The following is an 18322-nucleotide window of genomic DNA, read 5'->3' on the forward strand; positions in this document are numbered from 1 at the left end:
GGTGATCGGATGCCGTACGGTGACGCCATGGCGGCCAGGACCAGGAGCGAGGAGCGGCGCGCGGAGATCGTGCGCGCGGCCCTCGATGTGATCGCCGAGCGCGGCTACCGGGGCGCGAGCCTCGCCGCGGTCGCCGAGCGGGTGGGCCTCACCCAGCAGGGGCTGCTGCACCACTTCCCGACGAAGGAGGCGCTGCTCGTCGCGGTGCTCAAGGAGCGGGACCAATGGGACGCCGTGCCCGACTCCCGGTGGCGGGCCGACCTGCTCGCCTCGCTCGTCGAGTACAACGCGATGCGGCCAGGGATCATCCAGACCTTCTCCGCGCTGCTCGGCGAGAGCGTCACCGAGGGACACCCGGCGCGCGAGTTCTTCACCGAGCGGTACGGCGCGGTGCGCGCGAGCATGGCGTCGGTGCTGCGCGCCGAGTACGGGGAGCGGCTCCCCGGCGGACTCACGCCGGAGCGCGCCGCCCCCCTGCTCGTGGCGGTGATGGACGGACTCCAGTACCAGTGGCTGCTGGACCCGGAGTCGGTGGACATGCCGGCCGCCTTCCGGGACTTCCTCGCGCTGCTGGGCGAGGACCCGGGACCGGGCGCGGCCTGAGCGCCGACCGCGCCCTGCCCGCCGCGGCTCCCCGGCACCGTCTTCGCCCGCGGCCGTCCCCTCCTCGGCCGCGGCTCTCCCGGCGCGCCCTCACGGGATCGCCGCGACGACCTCGACCTCGACGAGGGCGTCCGGCTTGAAGAGGCGGGAGGCCTCGAAGGTCATGCTGGTGGGGGCGGTCCCGGTGAGGAACTCGCGCCGCACGGCGCCGTATTCGCCGATGCCGTCGATGTCGGTCAGATACGTGCGGATGTTGATGACATCGGCGAGGGTCGCGCCGTGCGCCTCGAGCAGGGCGCCGAGCGCCTCGAAGACCCCGCGGCTCTGGGTGGGCAGGTCCGGGCCGTCCGCGACCTGCCCGGACACGTACAACAGCACGCCCCCGCCCGGGAGTTCGACGCGGGCGACCTGCGAGTAGTAGGAGTTGGCGGGCTGCGGCGCGGAGGCCGGGTTGTCGAGTGTGATCTGCACGGGATCCCCTCAGGCAGAGGTGCGGATGTGGGTGACGGCCCGCGCGACGTCCGCGCGGGCGACGGCCGGGTCCGCGGCGGCGGACCGGTAGTGCTCCAGGACCGCTTCCAGGGCGGGCAGCCGGGCCGCCTCGACCGCCAGGCCGACGTCCTTCACCGCGAGCGAGGTGCCGAAGTGCACGCCGTCGGCGAAGGCACGGGCGACGGCGCCGCCGAGCGGACTGTTCGCGAGGGCGGTGCGCGCGGTGTCGTCGTCGAGGCCGAGGGCCCGCGCGAGGACCATGCTCTCGGCGACCAGGGCGATCCCGCCGAGGACGGCGGAGTTGACGACCAGTTTGAGCGCGGCGCCCGAGCCGGGCGGGCCGGTGCGGGTCACCGTCCCGAGGTGCGCCAGCACCCGCTCGACGCGGGCCGTGTCACCGCCCGCGAGGATGCCGAGCGCGCCCGCCTCCGCCCGGTCCGTGCTGCCCATGACCGGCGCGTCGACCAGCGTCACGGACTCCCCGAGCCGCGCGGCCAGTTCCCTGACGACGTCCGGGCCGACCGTCGACATCTCCACCCAGCAGGCGCCCGCGCGCAGTTCCGGGAGGACGGCGCCGGCCACCGCGTCGAGCGCGGCCGGGTCGGCGAGCATCGTGATCACCACGTCCGCGTCGCGCACCGCCTCGGCCGGGGACGCGGCGAGCACGGCGCCCCGCGCGACGAGCGGTGCCGCCTTCTCCGGTGTCCGGTTCCAGACGGTCAACGGGTGCCCGGCGTCCAGGAGTCGGCGCGCCATCGGCGCGCCCATGTGCCCCAGCCCCAGGAAGGCGATCTTCTCCATCGTGTCCATGTGCGTGACGCTAGGCGCACCCCCGTGATGCGACAAGCGAATGTCTAGCATGGGGTCCATGCCGGACCCGCATACCGAGATCTCGGACTCCCTCCCGCCGAACACATCGGCACCGGACGCATCCGCACCGCACGCATCAGCACCGGGCTCCTCGCTCCCGGACTCCTCGCCGTCGGACTCCCCCGCAGCGGGCTCCCCGCCGTCGGACTCCCCCGCAGCGGACGCCCCGGCGCCCCAGGGCGCCCCCGATCTGAGCACCACATGGCTGCGGGTCTTCCTGGAGGTGGCCCGGCACGGTTCGTTCACCGTGGCGGCACGGACGCTGGGGTGGACCCAGTCGGCGGTGTCGCGCCAGATCTCCTCGCTGGAGGCGGCGCTCGGCGGGGCACCCCTCTTCGACCGGCTGCCCCGGGGCGTCCGGCTGACGGAGGCCGGGCAGGTCCTCGTGCCGCACGCCGAGTCGGTGGTCGAGCGGCTCCTCGGGGCCGGCCGCGAGCTGGCAGCGCTGCGGGAGAAGGCCGGCGGACGCCTGCGGGTGGGCGCCTTCGCCACGGCGGACGCGGCCCTCGTCCCGCGGGCCATCGCGGCGTTCCGGGTGCGCAGCCCAGGGGTCCGGCTCAGCCGCGAGGAAGGGCTCACCCCCGCGCTGCTGGACCGGCTCTTCGCCGGCCACCTCGATCTGGCGGTCGTGTCGACGACGGGCCGGGCCCGGCTGGACACCTGCGCCCTGCACCACATCCTCGACGAGTCCCTGTACGTCGCCGTGCCCGCCGGGCATCCGCTCGCCGCCGAACCGTCCGTGCGGCTGCCCCGGCTCGCCGACGCCGACTGGATCTCCGGGGGTCCGCGCCCCGAGGGCACCCTCCTCGACGCGGCCCTGCGGCACGGGTTCCGGCCACGCGTCGCGCACGTGGTCGCCGAGTGGACCGCCAAACTGGGATACGTCGCCGCCGGGCTCGGCGTCACTCTGGTCCCGGCGCTCGCGGCGGAGTCCGTGCGGCCCGACGTCGCCCTGCTTCCGGTGCTCGACGAGGACGCACCGGCACGGGCGGTGTACGCGGCGACCGTGCGCGGACGGTCCCTGACACCGGCGGCGGAGGCGTTCCTGGCCGCGCTGCGGGAGTCGGCTACGAGGATCCCTGGAACCCGTGCCGGCGGGGCCGTGTGAACCGTCCGGCCGCGTCCGGCCGCCTCCGCCCCCGTCTCCAGGGCGGCTTGAACCGTCCGGTCACACAAGCCTCCTCGGTCTCCCGGGGCACGCGCCATGGCGTGTGCCCCGGCCGTCACGGGATACTGCCGCCGTCCGGCAGCGTCCCCCGAGCTCCCGACCGCGCAGGAGCGAGGGGCTCCCCCATCCCGGCGACGGAAGGTACGAACTCCCTTGACTCACCGATGCGTTCGGATCGGCATTCTCGGACTCACCCTCGTGGCGGGACTCGCGACGGCTCCCACGGCCACAGCGGGCACCGCACCCGCGGCACCCGTCGCCCCCGCGGCCGCCGCACCCCCCACCGTGGAGGAGCAGCGGCTCGACCGGGCGGCGCCCCAGGAGATCCTGCGCCGTTCCGGATTCGACACCGTGGCACCGCAGTTCGCGCGGGCCCTCGCGGACGCGGACTCCTACGCGCAGGCGGAGCGCCTCGTGGAGCGGCAGGGCGCCCGGCTGTGGCGGCGGGCCGTCGACCGGGCCCAGGGCCGGGGGCCCGCCGGCGGGGACCTCAGCCGTGACGACGACCGTCCGCTGTACTGGGCACGTCTGGGCATGACCCGCGAGATGCGTGCGTGGGAGCCGGAGTTCGGTCTCTCGGACGGCCGGCGGGCCAGGCTGCTGGACACCCTGGAGCGCACCTCACGCGGCCAGGACACCGTCCGCTACCCGCGCGGCCGGGACGTACGGCGCATCCTGGTCACCGGCTTCGACCCGTTCACGCTGGACCGCGACGTCCGGATCTCCAACCCCTCGGGCGCCACCGCGCTCGCCCTCGACGGCACCGTGATCGAGACCGCGCACGGTCCCGCCCGCGTCGAGACCGTCGTCTTCCCGGTCCGCTGGCAGGACTTCGCCGACGGGACGGTCGAGCGGACGCTGCGTCCGCACCTGCGGCACGTCGATCTGTTCACCACGGTCAGCCAGGGGCGCGTCGGCCGCTTCGACGTGGAGCGCACCAACGGGGCCTGGCGGGGCGGCTTCCCGGACAATCTGAACGTCCCGGTGACCGGGCCCGTCCCGGTCACCGACCCGGCCTCGCAGCCGCAGTGGACGTCGACGACACTGCCGTACGCGGCGATCGTCGCCGCGCCCACCGGCCGCTTCCCCGTCTACGACAACACCACGGTGACCGAGATCCCGGCGGGCGGCAGCACGCCGGTCGTCCGCCCCGACGGCCCCACCGAGGGGTCCACGGCCCGTGCCGGTGGCGGCGGCGACTACCTCTCGAACGAGATCGCGTACCGCGCGACCCTGCTGCGCGACCGCCTCGGCCTGCGCTCCTCGCTGCCCGGAGGGCATGTGCACACGCCCGTGCTCCAGTTCGGCACGGGCAACACGGACCCGGCGACCGGCGCGGTCACCGACCCCGAGTTCGTGCGCAACCGGCTGGACATCATCGCGCAGGTGCGGGCGATCCTGACGGTCGCCGCGGACACGACCGCGCCCGCCGTCAGTGGGACGGAGCGAAGGCGAGACTGATGCCGAGTCCGGCCAGGACGGATCCGATGACCTTGTTCAGGACCTTCTGGCCGCGCAGCATCAGCGTGCGCATCCGGTCGTGCGAGAAGAACACGGCGACCACGCCGAACCACAGCAGGTGGGCGAGGGACATGAACAGCCCGTAGCCCGCCTGCTGGTAGAGCGGCGTACCGGGGCTGACGACCTGGGCGAACGTCGACACCACGAAGAGCGTCGTCTTCGGGTTGAGGACGTTGGTGAGGAACCCGGTGCGCAGCGCGGCCGACGGGGTCAGCTCCGTCTTGTTCTCCAGGTCCACCTCGACGTCGCCGCGCGCGCGGAACGTGCGTACGCCGATGTACACGAGGTACGCCGCGCCGATCAGCTTGATCACCGTGAACAGGGCGGTCGAGGACGCGATCAGCAGGCCCACGCCGAGCATCGTGTACGTCACGTGCACCAGGACGCCGGCAGCGACGCCCGTGGCGGCCAGCAGGCCCGTCCTGCGGCCGTAGAGATAGCTGTTGCGGACCACCATGGCGAAGTCGGCGCCCGGGGCGACGACGGCCAGGACGGTGATGACGGCGACGGCGAGTATCTCGGTCACGGGGTGACTTCCTCCTCGGGAGCGTCCGCTCCGGTCTCGGCGGTCTCCTCGTCGAGGAGCTCACGCGCCATCAGGGTGGCGCCCGCGACGGCTCCCGGCATCAGGAACACGGCCACGAACGGCACCAGGAACGCGAGGCCCAGCGGGGTGCCGAAGCCCCAGACCAGCATCTTGCGGGAGCGGAGCAGGGTGAGGCGTTCCCGCAGATCGACGCGGCGGCGTTGCAGGGCGACCGCGACGAGCTCCTCGGTGAGGAAGAAGCCGGTGACGAAGAAGCCGATCACCGGGACGGCGGTCTGGCCGACGAAGGGCACGAAGCCCAGGGCGAAGAGCAGGATGCCCCAGACGGCGGCGCGTACGAGGATGCGGAGGCTGTCGCGTCCGGAGATCCACAGTTCCCGCCAGAGCGGCAGCCCCGACTCGGGGGCCGTGCCGTCCAAGGAGACGTCCCGGTCGACCTTCTCGGAGAGGTTCTCGTAGAACGGCTGCCCCACGAGGAGGGTGACCGCCGTGAACGTGAGGACGGCGAGGAGCAGGGCCAGGGCGACGAGCACGGCGGTGAGGAAGCCCCGGAACAGTCCCTGCCAGGGGCTGGTCCAGTCGTCCGCGAAGGGGGTCGCCCAGCCGATGAAGTCCTCGCCGTACAGGGCGAGGGAGACCAGGGCCGCCGCGTACAGGACCAGGGTGATGAGACCCGGGAGCAGACCGAACCCGAACTGCTTCCCGTGCCCGGCCACCCATCGCTGGCCCCGCACCAAGTAACCGAACCCCACCCCAAGATCGCGCATGGGGGGAACTCTAGCGGGGCGGGCCTCCGGGGCGGGGCGGGCCTGTGGCCCCCGGCGGCTCGCACCCCGGGGCGCCGCACGTCCGGTGCCCGGGCGGGTCACGCCGGGGTGACCGCGACCACCACCGTGCGGTCGGCGGCGGGCGACACCGCCGCCGAGACACGGACGGCCCCGGCGCGCGCCACCCGGCCGGCCCGGGACGCCGTGGCGAGGAGCAACGGCTGAAGCTGTTCGAGCCCGGCAACGAGCATTTCCTCACCGGCGACCAGGACCGGCCGGGCCGTCTGCATCACGGCGGCGGCCGCCTCCGTGAGGTCGGCGAGCGGGGGCAGCGTGGCCCGCACGACCCCCGCCCCGGCCGCCGCCGCCCGCTCCGCCAGCGCGACCTGGAGCGGCAGCAGCGGTGCGAGCGCGGCGGTCAACGCGTCGGCGATGCGCCGCAGTTCGGGCGACGAGCCGCGCAGCACGTCGGCGGCGGCACGCAGCACCGGGGTCAGCGCGAGCAGCGCCCCCGCGGCGATCCCGGCCGCCGCCGGCAGCAGCGGCGAGGACGCGTCGACCAGTTCGCCGAGTGCGGCGACCGCCTCCTGCACGGCGGGTTCGACCGCGTCGAGGACGGGCAGCAGGCTGTCGCCGAGCGCGGCCAGCAGCGCCTGCGCGGGTTCGCTCACGGGGTGCACCGCGAGGGGCGCCCCGCTGGTGCCGAGCCGGGTCAGGGTGTCCACGATCCGGTAGAACGCCTCCTGCGCCTGTGGGGAGGCGCTCGCCTCGGCGAGTTCGGCGGTCGTCTCGCGCAGCACGCGCAGCGCCTCCGCCCCCGACCCGTCCCGGGGGTCGAGGGTGTTGACGGCGATCCTGGTGATGTTCCCTGCCGTGTCGAGGAGTTGGCCGGTGATGTCGGTCGTGCTGCGCGCCATGCGCAGCACGTCCTCCCGGCTGGGGAGCGACGGAATCGGGGACATGGGGCCTCCTCGCCACGCACGTTGCCGCTCGGCCGTTCGCTTCGGCACCCCGGCCCTCCGTCGCGCCGGCGCCCGCACTCAGCATGCCCCTTCCGGTCCACCGGTGTTGCGCCATCCGGGCCATCACCGATGGCTGCGGTGACGGGAACGCGCTCTTGTTGCGGATGGGTCGAACAGGTACACCTCGCCGTACGACGTGGACCGACCTGACCCGATCTCAGGAAGCCCCCGGCACCCGGTCCGGGGAACCCAGGAGGTACGACACGTGCGCCTGCCGAAGCCCGTCGCCAGACCCGTCCTGACCGCCGCCGTCGCCGTGACGGCGGCGGGTTCGCTGCTGCTCGCCCCGCACAGCGCCACCGCGGACCGCAGACCTCCCGTCCGTGAGGGCTCGGCCCCGGCGCACGGCGCCGCCGGGGCGCCGGCCGCTGCCGCCCGCACCGCCCTCACCGCGCCCGTCACCGATCTCGCGGCGGACGACCGCGGCTACCCGCGCGAGCAGATCCTCGCCGCGGACCCGGAGAACCCGGCCGACAAGTCCCTGAAACTGGGCCTCGTCCCGTACCACGCCATCGCTCCGAAGCTGAACGCCCTCCAGCGGCTGGGCGACCGGGTGAGCGTCGAGGTGGCGGGCCGCTCCGCCGGCGGCCACCGCCTCTACCTGGTCACCGTCACCGCCCCGGAGTCCGCGCGCCGGGCCCGCGAGCAGGAGCGCATGCGTGAGCTCATCGAGAACGACCCCGGGGCGGCGGCGAAGGACCGGGCGGTCAGGACGACGTACAAGACCCCGGTCTTCTTCAACAGCAACATCCACGGCGACGAGTGGGAGGGCACCGACGCGGCCCTCCGGCTGATCGAGCGGCTCGCGACCGCCCGGGACGCCGGGACGGAGGATCTGCTCGCGCACAGCCGGCTGTACTTCGACATCACCGCGAACCCGGACGGCCGGATCGCCGGCACCCGCGAGAACGCGGGCGGCTTCGATCTGAACCGGGACTTCGTCACCGCCTCGCAGCCCGAGGTGCGCGCGATGCGGCAGATCGAGATCGACAAGCAGCCGGCCGTCATGCTCGATCTGCACGGCTACGTCAACGGCACCCTGATCGAGCCGACGACGCCGCCGCACGGCGAGAACTACGAGTACGACCTGTTCCTCAAGAACACCTACGCCAACGCCCTCGGCATGGAGGCCGCCGTCGACGGCCTGGGTCACACGCCCGGCAAGGACGGGGTGGAGCCGGCCCAGATCCCGTTCCGGGACCAGCAGGAGGGCTGGGACGACTGGCCGCCCGTCTTCACCCCGCAGTACGCGGCCTTCCACGGCACGGTCGCCGCGCACACCGTCGAGATCCCGCTGACGGTGAACGGCTCGGCGTACGACACGCTGCCGGCCGCCGAGCTGCGGCGGCGCTCGGCCGTCAACGTGGACGTGGCGGGTGCGGCCATGCGCGCCACCCTCGACTTCGTCCGGGCTCACCGGGCCTCGCTGATCGCCGACCAGATCGAGGTGTTCCGGCGCGGGTCGGCTGGGGCCGCGCAGGTGCCGGTGTCCGCGAAGACCGTGCCCGGCGTGCCGGGCATCGGCCCCGAGGACGTCTACACGACCGTCTTCCCGCGGGCCTACGTCGTGCCCGCGGGCGGCACCCAGCGATCCGCGACGGCCGCCGCGCGTCTGGTGGACCACCTGATCGCCGACGACGTCCGGGTGACCCGGGCGACCCGCAGCTTCCGGCTGGCGGGGCGGACGTACCCGAAGGGCTCGTACGTCGTCGATCTGCACCAGCCCAAGCGCGGTCTGGCGAACGCGCTGCTGGCGGACGGCAGGGACATCAGCGACAAGGTGTCGACGATGTACGACATCTCAGGCTGGAGTCTGGGCCGGCTGTGGGGAGCGACGGTCGAGCGGGTGCCGGACGGAAGCCTGGCGGGGGTCCCGCGCACCGCGGTCCGCTCCGCGGCGCCGGTGGGGCACGTCGCCGCGCACGGCGACCTGCGGCTCCGGCTCGACACCCCGCAGGAGATCGCCGCCCTCAACTCCCTGCTGCGGGACGGCGTCGCGGTGCGCAGGAGCGGGGACGGCAGTGCGCTGGTGCCGTCCTCGGCCCGTGCGCGGGCCGTCTCCCTGGCGCGCGCGTACGACGTCGTCTTCGAGGCGACGAAGGCCACCGGCGGCACCCCGCTGCGCGCCGCCCGGGTCGCCGCCGCGGTCACCCCCGGCGAACTGTTCGCGCTGCGCGAGATGAACTTCGACGTGGTCCCGGTGTCGACGGCGATCCTCGACGCGGGCTTCGACTGGTCCGCCGCCGACGTGCTGTTCGTGTCGTCGGGCCTCGACCGCGCGGCGCTCACCCCGGCGGCACGGACGGCCCTCGACGCGTTCCTGCGCACCCACGGCCTGGTCGGGCGCGGTGCGGTGGGCGCGGCGCTCAACACGGATGCCGGACTGCTCGCGGTGCGGCCGGTGGAGGGCGCCGGCGACGCCAACGGCGTGGTGCGGGTGGTGAACTCGGGCGGCCCGGTCATGGCGGGCGCACCTGATCACAGCTTCGTGTACGCCCCGGTCTGGTTCACCGCCCCGGGTCCGGGCGTCCGGGTCGAGCAGTCGTACGCGCCGGGCGATCCATTGGTCTCCGGGCACTGGCGGCCGTCGGCCGACGGCACGGGAGGTCCCGCCGCGGCGGCGGGCCGCCCCTCGGTGGTCAGCGGCCCGCGCGTGGTCCTGTTCGGTACGGAACCGCTCTTCCGTGACCATCCCAAGGGCGAGTTCTCACAGGTGGGGAGGGCTCTGCTGACGGTTTCCTGAGGCGGCCGGCGAAAGGGCGGAGGCCGCACCCCACGTCCCGGGGTGCGGCCTCCGTCGTGTGCAACGAGCGCCGTCAGGCAAGCGTCACGGTGATGTTGCCGCGGGTCGCCTTGGAGTACGGGCACACCTGGTGCGCCTTCTCGACGAGCGCGCGGGCGGTGGCGGCGTCGACGTTCGGGATGTCGGCGGAGATCTCGACGATGATCCCGAACCCGTCGTCGTTCCTGCCGATGCCGACCTTGGCCGTGACGGTCGATCCGGAGATGTCGGCGCTCTCCTGGCGGGCGACGACGCCGAGGGCGCCCTGGAAGCAGGCGCTGTACCCGGCGGCGAAGAGCTGCTCCGGGTTGGTTCCGGCGCCGCTGCCGCCCATCTCCTTGGGCGGGTTGACGACGACGTCGAGCTTGCCGTCGTCGGTGGCGACCCGGCCGTCACGGCCGTTCTCGGCGGTGGCGACGGCGGTGTACAGGACGTCGGTCTGCTGGATGGACATACGGTGCGTTCCTCCTAGGCCCGCCGCGACTCGCGCCCACGATCGCGACAACTTCGGAAAGAAGTTACCGCATGCCGGAAATCCAGGAAACAGGTCCCGCCAGGAGACCGCCACCCGCCGCCGCGGGCCCGCGGGGCCCGGTGGTCACCACCGGCCGCCGCGGGCCGAGAGCCCGGCCGCCGCCGCGGCCGTCACGGGCTCAGAGCTTGACGATCATCTTTCCGATGTTGTCGCCGCGCAGGACGCCGAAGAACGCCTCCAGGTTGTTCTCGATGCCCTCGACGACCGTCTCGCGGTACTTGAGCTGCCCGGACGCCACCCAGGGCCCGACCTCCTGGACGAACTGCGACTGGAGGTCGTAGTGGTCGCTGACGAGGAAGCCCTCGATGCGGCCGCGGGTCTGGATGAGCCGGGCGAGGTTCTTGGGGCCGGGGGCCGGCTCGGTGTTGTTGTAGATGGAGATCATGCCGCAGACGGCGATCCGGCCGTTCACGTTGAGGGAGCCGATGGCCGCCTCCAGGTGGTCACCGCCCACGTTGTCGAAGTAGACGTCGACGCCGTCGGGGGCGGCGGCCCGCAGCTGCTCGGCGACCGGCCCGTTCTTGTAGTTGAAGGCGGCGTCGAAGCCGTACTCCTCGACGAGCAGCTTGACCTTCTCGTCGGATCCGGCCGAACCGATGACGCGCGAGGCGCCCTTGAGCCTGGCGATCTGGCCGACCTGGCTGCCGACGGCACCGGCGGCGCCGGAGACGAAGACGGAGTCGCCCTCCTTGAAGGACGCGGTGCGCAGCAGGCCGGCGTACGCGGTGAGACCGGTCATGCCGAGCACGCCGAGGTACGTGGACAGCGGGGCGGCCGCCGGGTCGACCTTGACGGCCTGCTTGGCGGAGACGGTGGCGTACTCGCGCCAGCCGCCGAAGTGCAGTACGTGGTCGCCGGGCGCGATGCCCTCGGTGCCGGAGGCGATGACCTCGCCCACGGCGCCGCCCTGCATGGTCTTGCCCAGCTCGAACGGGGCGGTGTACGACTTGGCGGCGCTCATGCGGCCGCGCATGTACGGGTCGACGGACAGGAACGCGTTCCGTACGAGGACCTCGCCCTCCCCCGGCTGCCGGACCTCCGCCTCGACGAGCGCGAAGTCGTCGGCCTGGGGCCAGCCGACCGGCCGGCTGACCAGCTGCCATTCACGGCTGACGGCGGGAAGCTGAGGGGTGTCGGTCATGAGGGTGCGCCTTTCCTGCGTTCTCACGGGCTCGCGTGCGCACCTGTCCGCACACGCCCCGCGGCCGAAATACTTCAGTACCTGAAACAACCATGCGCCTGAATATTTCAGGATGTCAAGTAACGGGGTAGCCTGGAGGTCATGTCCACTCAGAAGACCCCCCGGATCGACCCCCTCACCCTCGAGGTCGTCGACCTCATCGGCTCGGTGGTGGCCCGCTATCACGAGGAGTACGAGGAGGCCGCCGCGGAGCACGCGCTGACCGGCGCGCAGGCGCGGCTGCTCGGACTGCTGTCGATGGAGTCGGTGCCGATGCGGCGGCTGGCGCAGCAGCTGAAGTGCGAGCCGTCGAACGTCACGGGGATCGTGGACCGGCTGGAGGCGCGGGGCCTGGTGGAGCGGCGGCCGGATCCGGCCGACCGGCGCGTGAAGCTGGCGGCGGCCACGGCCGAGGGGCGCAAGGTGGCCCGCGGCCTGCGGGAGTCGCTGAATTTCGCGCGTGAGCCCCTGGCGGGCCTCTCGGACAAGGAGCGTCTCGCGCTGCGGGACCTGTTGCGCCGCATGCTCGACGCCTGACCGGCGCCCGCCGCGGACGGCACCGTCCACCGGACCCCGAAGGCCCTGTCCCGGATCGTGCCGGGTCCGTGCCGCCCGGCATCGTGCCCGACGGCGGTCCCGTCAGCCGTCCGCGCTCCGCGTGGCGACGGGCCGCACGCCTCGGCCACTGGTCCGTCCCGGCAGGCCGGGACGGACGCAGGGCGTGTGACGCCCGCCCGGTCCGGGAGCGCTGCCACGCTCGTCGTCCATGGATGTGAGCACCTTCTACGCCCTCTTCTCCGCCACCTGTTTCACCCTGGTCGGCCTGTGGTGGAACGTCGTCCAGAGCCACGACGACTGGATGCGCGACGCCGGGCTGCGCCGTGTCGTCGGCGGGGTCTACCTGTCCTTCCTGCTGCCCGCCCTGATGGGCCTGTTCGCCCAGGTGGGCGGCACCGAGCAGCCGATGATCTGGCGGACGGCCTTCATCGTTCTCGCCGCGGTCGGCTGCGTGTGCACCCTGCGGCTGCTGGCCCGCGCCCGCGGCGACCGCTTCGTCGTCCGGCAGCAGGCCGGCGCCGCACTGCTCTACGCCCTGATCGCCGTCGTCGGCGCCTTCCCCGAACTCGCCCGCCACGCCGGGCTGAGCGGCATCCAGGCGGAGGCCCTGATGCTGATCGTCCTGACCGCCCTGGGCCATGCCCTGGCCTGGCGGTTCATGGCGGGAGAGGGCCGCGCGGCGGAGGACTAGAGGGCGTCCAGGTCGGGCCGGGTGACGCCCCCGGAGGTCACGTGCACCACCACAGGAACCGGTTGCACGTCTCGGACGGCGTCGGGGCCGGCGGCGGGGCGGACGTGGTCGGTGCGGTGGTGGGGGGCGCGGTGGTCGCGGGCGGCGCGTGGGACGCGGGCGCGGAGGCGGAACCCCCGGGCGCCGTGCCCGAGCCGGCCGACTGCTCCTCCTGGTCCTTGCCCTTGTCCTCGGCGGAGGCCGAAGCGGAGGCGGACGCGGAAGCGGAGGGCGACGCGGAGGCGTCGGCGGGGTCGCTCGCCGAGGCGCCACCGGAGCCTCCCGTGTCACCCAGCGGACGCGCCGTCTCGCCGGGCTCCGGGGAGGCCGAACCGTCGGCGGAGTCCTCCCCGGCCGCCGCCGGCTTCTGGCTCAACCCGGGTGCGTCGATGCCGAGTTCGGCCAGGCTGAGCGCACCGGCCGCCAGCACGAAACCGGCGGCTATCAGCAGTGTCCTGCGCCGTCGACGGCGGTGTGCCGCGGCCTTGCGGTCACGCCTGCTGGCCCCGCCCGGACCGTCCGGCCCGTCCGGGTCGACCGGGTCCTCCGCCACCCTGCCCCGGCCGCGGCTTCGCCGCCGGGCGGCCCGCCCGAGGTGCTCCTCCGGTTCGTCGTCGCCGTAGGAGGTGTCGGCCGCGTCCGCATCCGGTTCCGGATGCGGCTCGGGGACCGCCGCGTGCGCGCGGAGTTCTTCGACGGGGGTGCCGCACCCCGGGCAGGCAAGGGCGCCGTTGAGGTGCCGTCGGCACGGGTGGCAGTAGTCCATGACGCGGGAAGACTAAGTTCCGCACACGTCACGTTCATAGGCACAGCTGTGAATGTTGTGTGGGGAAGCGGCCGTTCCGGCGCGGCGACTCTAGACACCCCCGACCATTCCCCGCCATCCCACTCCCATCGCGTCGAAACCATTATGCGTTCGACCCATTGACACCTCCCGGGCCGCATCCTTACTGTCACGCCAACATTTCGAACGTGTGACGAAATTTCGAACAGATCCGAAGCACAGGGGGCAACTGCCGTGCGCATCACGGGAATCAGCACACACGTGGTCGGGACGCCCTGGCGGAACCTGACCTACGTCCAAGTGCACACCGACGAGGGCATCACCGGAGTCGGCGAGACCCGCATGCTGGGCCACACCGACGCGCTGATCGGGTATCTGCGGGAGGCGGAGGCCAACCACATTCTCGGCTCCGACCCGTTCGCTGTCGAGGACCTCGTACGCCGCATGAAGTACGGCGACTACGGTCGCGCGGGCGAGATCGTGATGTCCGGTATCGCCGTCGTCGAGATGGCGTGCTGGGACATCAAGGGCAAGGCCCTCGGCGTACCGGTGTGGCAGCTGCTCGGCGGCAAGGTCACCGACAAGGTCAAGGCCTACGCCAACGGCTGGTACACCACCGAGCGGACCCCGGAGGCGTACCACAAGGCCGCGCAGGAGGTGATGGCCCGCGGGTACCGGGCCCTGAAGATCGACCCCTTCGGCACCGGCCACTTCGAGCTCGACCACGAGCAGAGCCTGTACGCCGTCTCGCTCATCGAGGCCGTGCGGGACGCCATCGGGCCCGACGCCGAGCTGATGCTGGAGATGCACGGCCGCTTCTCGCCCGCCACCGCCATCCGGCTGGCCCGCGAACTCGCCCCCTTCAAGCCCGCCTGGCTGGAGGAGCCGGTCCCGCCGGAGAACCTCAAGGCGCTGGAGAAGGTGGCCGCGAAGGTCGACATCCCGGTCGCCACGGGCGAGCGCATCCACGACCGCATCGAGTTCCGCGAGCTCTTCGAGAGCCAGTCGACGGACATCATCCAGCCCGATGTCGGCCACATCGGCGGCATCTGGGAGACCAGGAAGCTGGCCGCCACCGCCGAGGCGCACTACGTCCTGGTCGCGCCGCACAACGTCGGCGGACCGGTGCTGACCGCCGCCTCGCTCCAGGTCGGCTTCACCGCACCGAACTTCAAGATCCTGGAGCACTTCAACGACTTCGCGGACGCGGAGATCAAGAAGGTCGTGAAGGGGGCCCCGCAGGTCGTCGACGGCTACTTCCAGCTCTCCGACGCGCCCGGGCTCGGTGTCGAGCTGGACACCGACGCGGCGGCCGAATTCCCCCAGCAGCAGGCCCGGTTCGACCTGTGGGCGGACGGCTGGGAGCAGCGCAAGCCGAAGGGGACGCGGTGAGCACCGCCGTCGTCGTCGAGGCGCCGGGCGAGCACCGGCTGACCCCGCACGAGCCGGTGCCTCCGGCGGCGGGCGAGGCGCTCGTGCGGGTGCACGCGGTCGGGATCTGCGGCTCGGACCGCGAGGTCTACCAGGGCAACCGGCCCGAGGGGTACGTCCGTTACCCCCTGACGCCGGGCCACGAGTGGTCCGGGACGGTCCAGGAGGTGGGCGACGGGGTGCCGGCCTCGCTCGTCGGCCGCAAGGTCGTCGGTGAGGGTTTCCGCAACTGCCAGGTCTGCGACCGCTGTCACGCGGGCGAGACCACGCTGTGCACGGCCGGGTACGAGGAGACCGGGTTCACCCAGCCGGGCGCCATGGCGGCCACGCTGACCCTCCCGGCCCGGCTGCTGCACGTCCTGCCGGACGACGCCGACCTGACGGCCGCCGCCCTGCTGGAGCCGGCCGCCTGCATCGCCGCCGCGGCGATCAAGGCGAACGCCCGGCCGGGCGAGCGGGTCGCGGTGGTGGGCACGGGGACGCTCGGGATGTTCGCCGTGCAGTTCCTCGCGGCGGGCTCCCCGGCCGACCTCCTCGTGGTGGGCACCCGCACGGACCGGGCGGCACTGTCCAGGGACTTCGGCGCCACGGACTTCCGCACCCGGGACCAGGAACTGCCCGGCGACTTCGACGTCGTCGTCGAGACCGCCGGGTCGGCGTCCGCCGCGCGCACCGCCGCCTCCCTGCTCCGGCGCGGCGGGCGCCTGGTCCTCACCGGGATCCCGGCGCCGGGCGCCGAGGGACTCGACCCGACCGACCTCGTCGTACGGCAACTGGAGGTGCACACCGTGTTCGGGGCGCCGCCGGAGGCCTGGGCGCACACGGTGCGGGTGTTCGGCGCCGGGCTGCTGAACCCGTCGCCGCTGGTCACGCACGAGCTGCCGCTCGCCGAGTTCCCGCAGGCCATCGAGTTGGTGGGCTCGGGCGACCCCAAGGTCGGAAAGGTCCTGCTGCGCCCCTGAGCGGGTGGTCCCGCGCCCTCGATCAGTACGCCGGTACGGGGTTCCTGACGCTCCGTACCGGCGTACACCCACCGACACGAACCTTGTTCGAGATATCGAACGCACAGATCGCACAACCGACGAACGCGAAGGACAGCTCGTGACCGACGCCGCACCCACGGCAGCCCGTCGACCCGGTGAGCAGGCACTCGCCGCGCTCGGCCTGGGCGCGCCCGCCCCCTCACCCGCCGACGCATCGCCGCACTCCTTCCCGGGCGGCGGCCGCTGGCGTGCGTACCGAGGTTCCCTCCGTGGAGGGGCCCGAGGCCCTCGCCGTCGTCCTCAAGGAGTCCTCCCGGCTCGACGTGCCGATCCACCGGATCAGCCAGGGCAGCGGCGTCTGGATGCTGACCGACGCCGAGATCACCGAGATGGTCGAGGCCACCGCCGAACGCGACATCGAGCTCTGCCTGTTCACCGGACCGCGCGGCACCTGGGACATCGGCGCCTCCGTGCGCACCGACTCCCGCGGAGCCGGACTGCGCGCCCGGGGCCATGACGCGGTCGCCGGCTGCGTCGAGGACGCCGTCCGGGCCACCGAACTGGGCGTCAAGTGCCTCCTCGTCGCCGACGAGGGCGTGCTGTGGACGCTGCACCGGGCGCGTGCGGCCGGCATCGTCCCGGCCGACACGACGCTCAAGGTCTCGGCACTGATCGGCCCCGTCAACCCGGCCTCGTACGCCGTGTACGAGAGGCTCGGGGCCGACTCGCTCAACGTGCCCAGCGATCTGACGCTCGATCACCTCACCGAGATCCGGCGGGTTTCCGCCGCCCCCATGGACATGTACATCGAGGCCCCCGACGACCTCGGCGGGTACGTGCGGATGTACGAGGTCGCCGAGCTCATCCGGCGCGGCGCACCGCTCTACCTGAAGTTCGGCCTGTCCAAGGCGCCCGGGATCTACCCGTACGGGCACCACCTGCGGGAGCTGACCCTGTCCACCGCCCGGGAGCGGGTGCGGCGCGGCCGGCTCGCCCTCGACCTGCTCGCGCGGCACGGGGCGGACGGCGACATGGCACCGCTCGGCTCTCGACTGCCGGGCGAACTCAACAGGTTCGACCCCCTGGCATAACGTTCCGGAAACCTCGCTTCACAAAAGAAGACACAGCCGCGCACAATCCCACACACCTGTCCTCGGTCTTTCCGGCGCCACCCTCGGGAGCGTCTTCGCACCGCGAGACCGAGCCCTGCACACACATCAAGGATGATGATCATGCGTAACCGCAGAGCTGCACTCGCCGCCGTAGCCGGAGCCGCCTCCCTCGCCCTGACCCTCACCGCCTGCGGCCAGGACAGCGAGGGCGGCAGCAACGAGGACAAGGGCAGCGCGAAGGGCGGCACGATCGGCATCGCGATGCCGACCAAGTCCTCCGAGCGCTGGATCGCCGACGGCAAGAACGTCGTCAAGAACCTGGAGTCCAAGGGGTACAAGACCAAGCTGGTCTACGGCGAGGACGACCCGGACCAGCAGGTCTCGCAGATCGAGAACCTGATCACCCAGGGCGTCAAGGCGCTGATCGTCGCGGCCATCGACAACAAGTCGCTGAACAACGTGCTCCAGCAGGCAGCCGACGCGGACATCCCGGTGATCGCCTACGACCGTCTGATCCTCGGCACCAAGAACGTCGACTACTACGCATCCTTCGACAACACCAAGGTCGGCGAGCTCCAGGCCAACTACATCGTCGACAAGCTCGGCCTGAAGGACGGCAAGGGCCCGTTCAACATCGAGCTGTTCGCCGGCTCGAACGACGACAACAACACCAAGTACTTCTTCAACGGCGCCTGGAGCGTCCTGAAGCCGTACGTCGACAGCAAGAAGCTCGTCGTCCAGTCCGGCCAGACCGGCCTCACCCAGGTCACCACCCTGCGCTGGGACGGTGCCACCGCGCAGAAGCGCATGGACGACATCCTCACCAAGTCGTACCAGAGCAAGAAGGTCGACGCGGTCCTCTCGCCGTACGACGGCATCTCCATCGGCATCCTGTCGGCGCTGAAGTCCGACGACTACGGCTCCAAGAGCAAGCCGCTGCCCGTCGTCACGGGCCAGGACGCCGAGCTGGCCTCGGTGAAGTCGATCATCGCGGGCGAGCAGACGCAGACCGTCTACAAGGACACCCGGGAGCTGGCCAAGGTCGCCGCGACCATGGTCGACGACGTCCTGAACGACAAGAAGCCGGAGACCAACGACACCAAGACGTACGACAACGGTTCCAAGGTCGTCCCGGCCTACCTGCTCCAGCCGGTGAGCGTCGACAAGAGCAACTACAAGCAGATCCTCGTCGACGGCGGCTACTACACGGAGAGCGAGCTCAACTAACCGCCGGTCC

Annotated in this window: 17 protein-coding genes and 1 pseudogene; 10 read left to right on the forward strand and 8 right to left on the reverse strand. The window is 72.6% G+C overall.

The features are described from left to right. Positions 1 to 9: 9 nt before the first annotated feature. On the forward strand, positions 10 to 603 hold the full coding sequence (locus ACSYGO_RS16715) for a TetR/AcrR family transcriptional regulator (protein ID WP_432186562.1): 594 nt from the start codon (positions 10 to 12) through the stop codon (positions 601 to 603). 90 nt (positions 604 to 693) lie between these two features. Here ACSYGO_RS16715 and ACSYGO_RS16720 read toward each other — a convergent pair whose 3' ends face one another. Then, on the reverse strand, positions 694 to 1074 hold the full coding sequence (locus ACSYGO_RS16720) for a RidA family protein (RefSeq protein ID WP_460386982.1): 381 nt from the start codon (positions 1072 to 1074) through the stop codon (positions 694 to 696). A 9-nt stretch (positions 1075 to 1083) separates the two neighbouring features. Then, positions 1084 to 1905 (reverse strand): NAD(P)-dependent oxidoreductase, encoded by an 822-nt coding sequence (locus ACSYGO_RS16725; protein ID WP_432186563.1) that lies wholly within the window; start codon positions 1903 to 1905, stop codon positions 1084 to 1086. Between the two features lie 250 nt (positions 1906 to 2155). On the opposite strand from ACSYGO_RS16725, the gene ACSYGO_RS16730 reads away from it, so the two are divergent. Together ACSYGO_RS16730 and ACSYGO_RS16735 are read left to right on the forward strand one after the other, a co-directional pair. Continuing rightward, entirely contained in the window at positions 2156 to 3073 is a 918-nt protein-coding gene (locus tag ACSYGO_RS16730; protein WP_426676040.1) for a LysR family transcriptional regulator, read from the forward strand. 213 nt (positions 3074 to 3286) lie between these two features. Continuing rightward, the gene (locus ACSYGO_RS16735) at positions 3287 to 4594 is read left to right on the forward strand and encodes a pyroglutamyl-peptidase I (protein ID WP_460386985.1); all 1308 of its coding nucleotides are present in this window, start codon (positions 3287 to 3289) and stop codon (positions 4592 to 4594) included. On the opposite strand, the gene ACSYGO_RS16740 is transcribed toward ACSYGO_RS16735, so the two are convergent. From ACSYGO_RS16740 to ACSYGO_RS16750, 3 genes are all read right to left on the reverse strand, one after another. Then, positions 4566 to 5180: a LysE family translocator gene (locus ACSYGO_RS16740; RefSeq protein ID WP_426675591.1), complete on the reverse strand. Its 615-nt coding sequence runs from the start codon at positions 5178 to 5180 to the stop codon at positions 4566 to 4568. The genes ACSYGO_RS16735 and ACSYGO_RS16740 overlap by 29 nt on opposite strands. Further along, positions 5177 to 5968, reverse strand: coding sequence for an EI24 domain-containing protein (locus ACSYGO_RS16745; RefSeq protein ID WP_426675590.1), 792 nt, complete (start codon positions 5966 to 5968; stop codon positions 5177 to 5179). Before ACSYGO_RS16745 ends, ACSYGO_RS16740 begins: the two co-directional genes overlap by 4 nt. Positions 5969 to 6066: 98 nt before the next feature. Further along, positions 6067 to 6930 (reverse strand): hypothetical protein, encoded by an 864-nt coding sequence (locus tag ACSYGO_RS16750; RefSeq protein ID WP_426675589.1) that lies wholly within the window; start codon positions 6928 to 6930, stop codon positions 6067 to 6069. A 265-nt stretch (positions 6931 to 7195) separates the two neighbouring features. On the opposite strand from ACSYGO_RS16750, the gene ACSYGO_RS16755 reads away from it, so the two are divergent. Then, a complete protein-coding gene (locus ACSYGO_RS16755; protein ID WP_460386987.1) occupies positions 7196 to 9733 on the forward strand; it encodes a M14 family zinc carboxypeptidase in 2538 nt (845 codons plus the stop codon). A gap of 73 nt (positions 9734 to 9806) precedes the next feature. Here the strand turns inward: ACSYGO_RS16755 and ACSYGO_RS16760 are convergent, their stop codons facing one another. Both ACSYGO_RS16760 and ACSYGO_RS16765 read right to left on the reverse strand, forming a co-directional pair. Beyond that, a complete protein-coding gene (locus ACSYGO_RS16760; RefSeq protein ID WP_460386988.1) occupies positions 9807 to 10226 on the reverse strand; it encodes an organic hydroperoxide resistance protein in 420 nt (139 codons plus the stop codon). A gap of 199 nt (positions 10227 to 10425) precedes the next feature. Continuing rightward, positions 10426 to 11448, reverse strand: a complete 1023-nt coding sequence (locus ACSYGO_RS16765; protein ID WP_460386989.1) for an NADP-dependent oxidoreductase — start codon at positions 11446 to 11448, stop codon at positions 10426 to 10428. Between the two features lie 141 nt (positions 11449 to 11589). Between ACSYGO_RS16765 and ACSYGO_RS16770 the strand changes: the two genes are divergently transcribed. Then, positions 11590 to 12024 (forward strand): MarR family winged helix-turn-helix transcriptional regulator, encoded by a 435-nt coding sequence (locus ACSYGO_RS16770; RefSeq protein WP_460386990.1) that lies wholly within the window; start codon positions 11590 to 11592, stop codon positions 12022 to 12024. Positions 12025 to 12253: 229 nt separating this feature from the next. Beyond that, on the forward strand, positions 12254 to 12736 hold the full coding sequence (locus ACSYGO_RS16775) for a hypothetical protein (protein ID WP_426675584.1): 483 nt from the start codon (positions 12254 to 12256) through the stop codon (positions 12734 to 12736). 37 nt (positions 12737 to 12773) lie between these two features. Here the strand turns inward: ACSYGO_RS16775 and ACSYGO_RS16780 are convergent, their stop codons facing one another. After that, positions 12774 to 13541, reverse strand: a complete 768-nt coding sequence (locus ACSYGO_RS16780) for an SCO2400 family protein (protein ID WP_426675583.1) — start codon at positions 13539 to 13541, stop codon at positions 12774 to 12776. Between the two features lie 252 nt (positions 13542 to 13793). On the opposite strand from ACSYGO_RS16780, the gene ACSYGO_RS16785 reads away from it, so the two are divergent. From ACSYGO_RS16785 to chvE, 4 genes and pseudogenes are all read left to right on the forward strand, one after another. After that, a complete protein-coding gene (locus tag ACSYGO_RS16785) occupies positions 13794 to 14951 on the forward strand; it encodes a mandelate racemase/muconate lactonizing enzyme family protein (RefSeq protein WP_345642649.1) in 1158 nt (385 codons plus the stop codon). Beyond that, positions 14948 to 15952: a zinc-dependent alcohol dehydrogenase gene (locus ACSYGO_RS16790; protein ID WP_435227503.1), complete on the forward strand. Its 1005-nt coding sequence runs from the start codon at positions 14948 to 14950 to the stop codon at positions 15950 to 15952. Before ACSYGO_RS16785 ends, ACSYGO_RS16790 begins: the two co-directional genes overlap by 4 nt. Before the next feature lie 139 nt (positions 15953 to 16091). Then, a pseudogene (locus tag ACSYGO_RS16795) lies at positions 16092 to 17064 on the forward strand (hypothetical protein). 141 nt (positions 17065 to 17205) lie between these two features. Then, on the forward strand, positions 17206 to 18312 hold the full coding sequence (chvE, locus tag ACSYGO_RS16800) for a multiple monosaccharide ABC transporter substrate-binding protein (protein WP_432175314.1): 1107 nt from the start codon (positions 17206 to 17208) through the stop codon (positions 18310 to 18312). Positions 18313 to 18322 lie beyond the last annotated feature (10 nt).

The sequence above is a fragment of the Streptomyces krungchingensis genome (assembly GCF_054729265.1).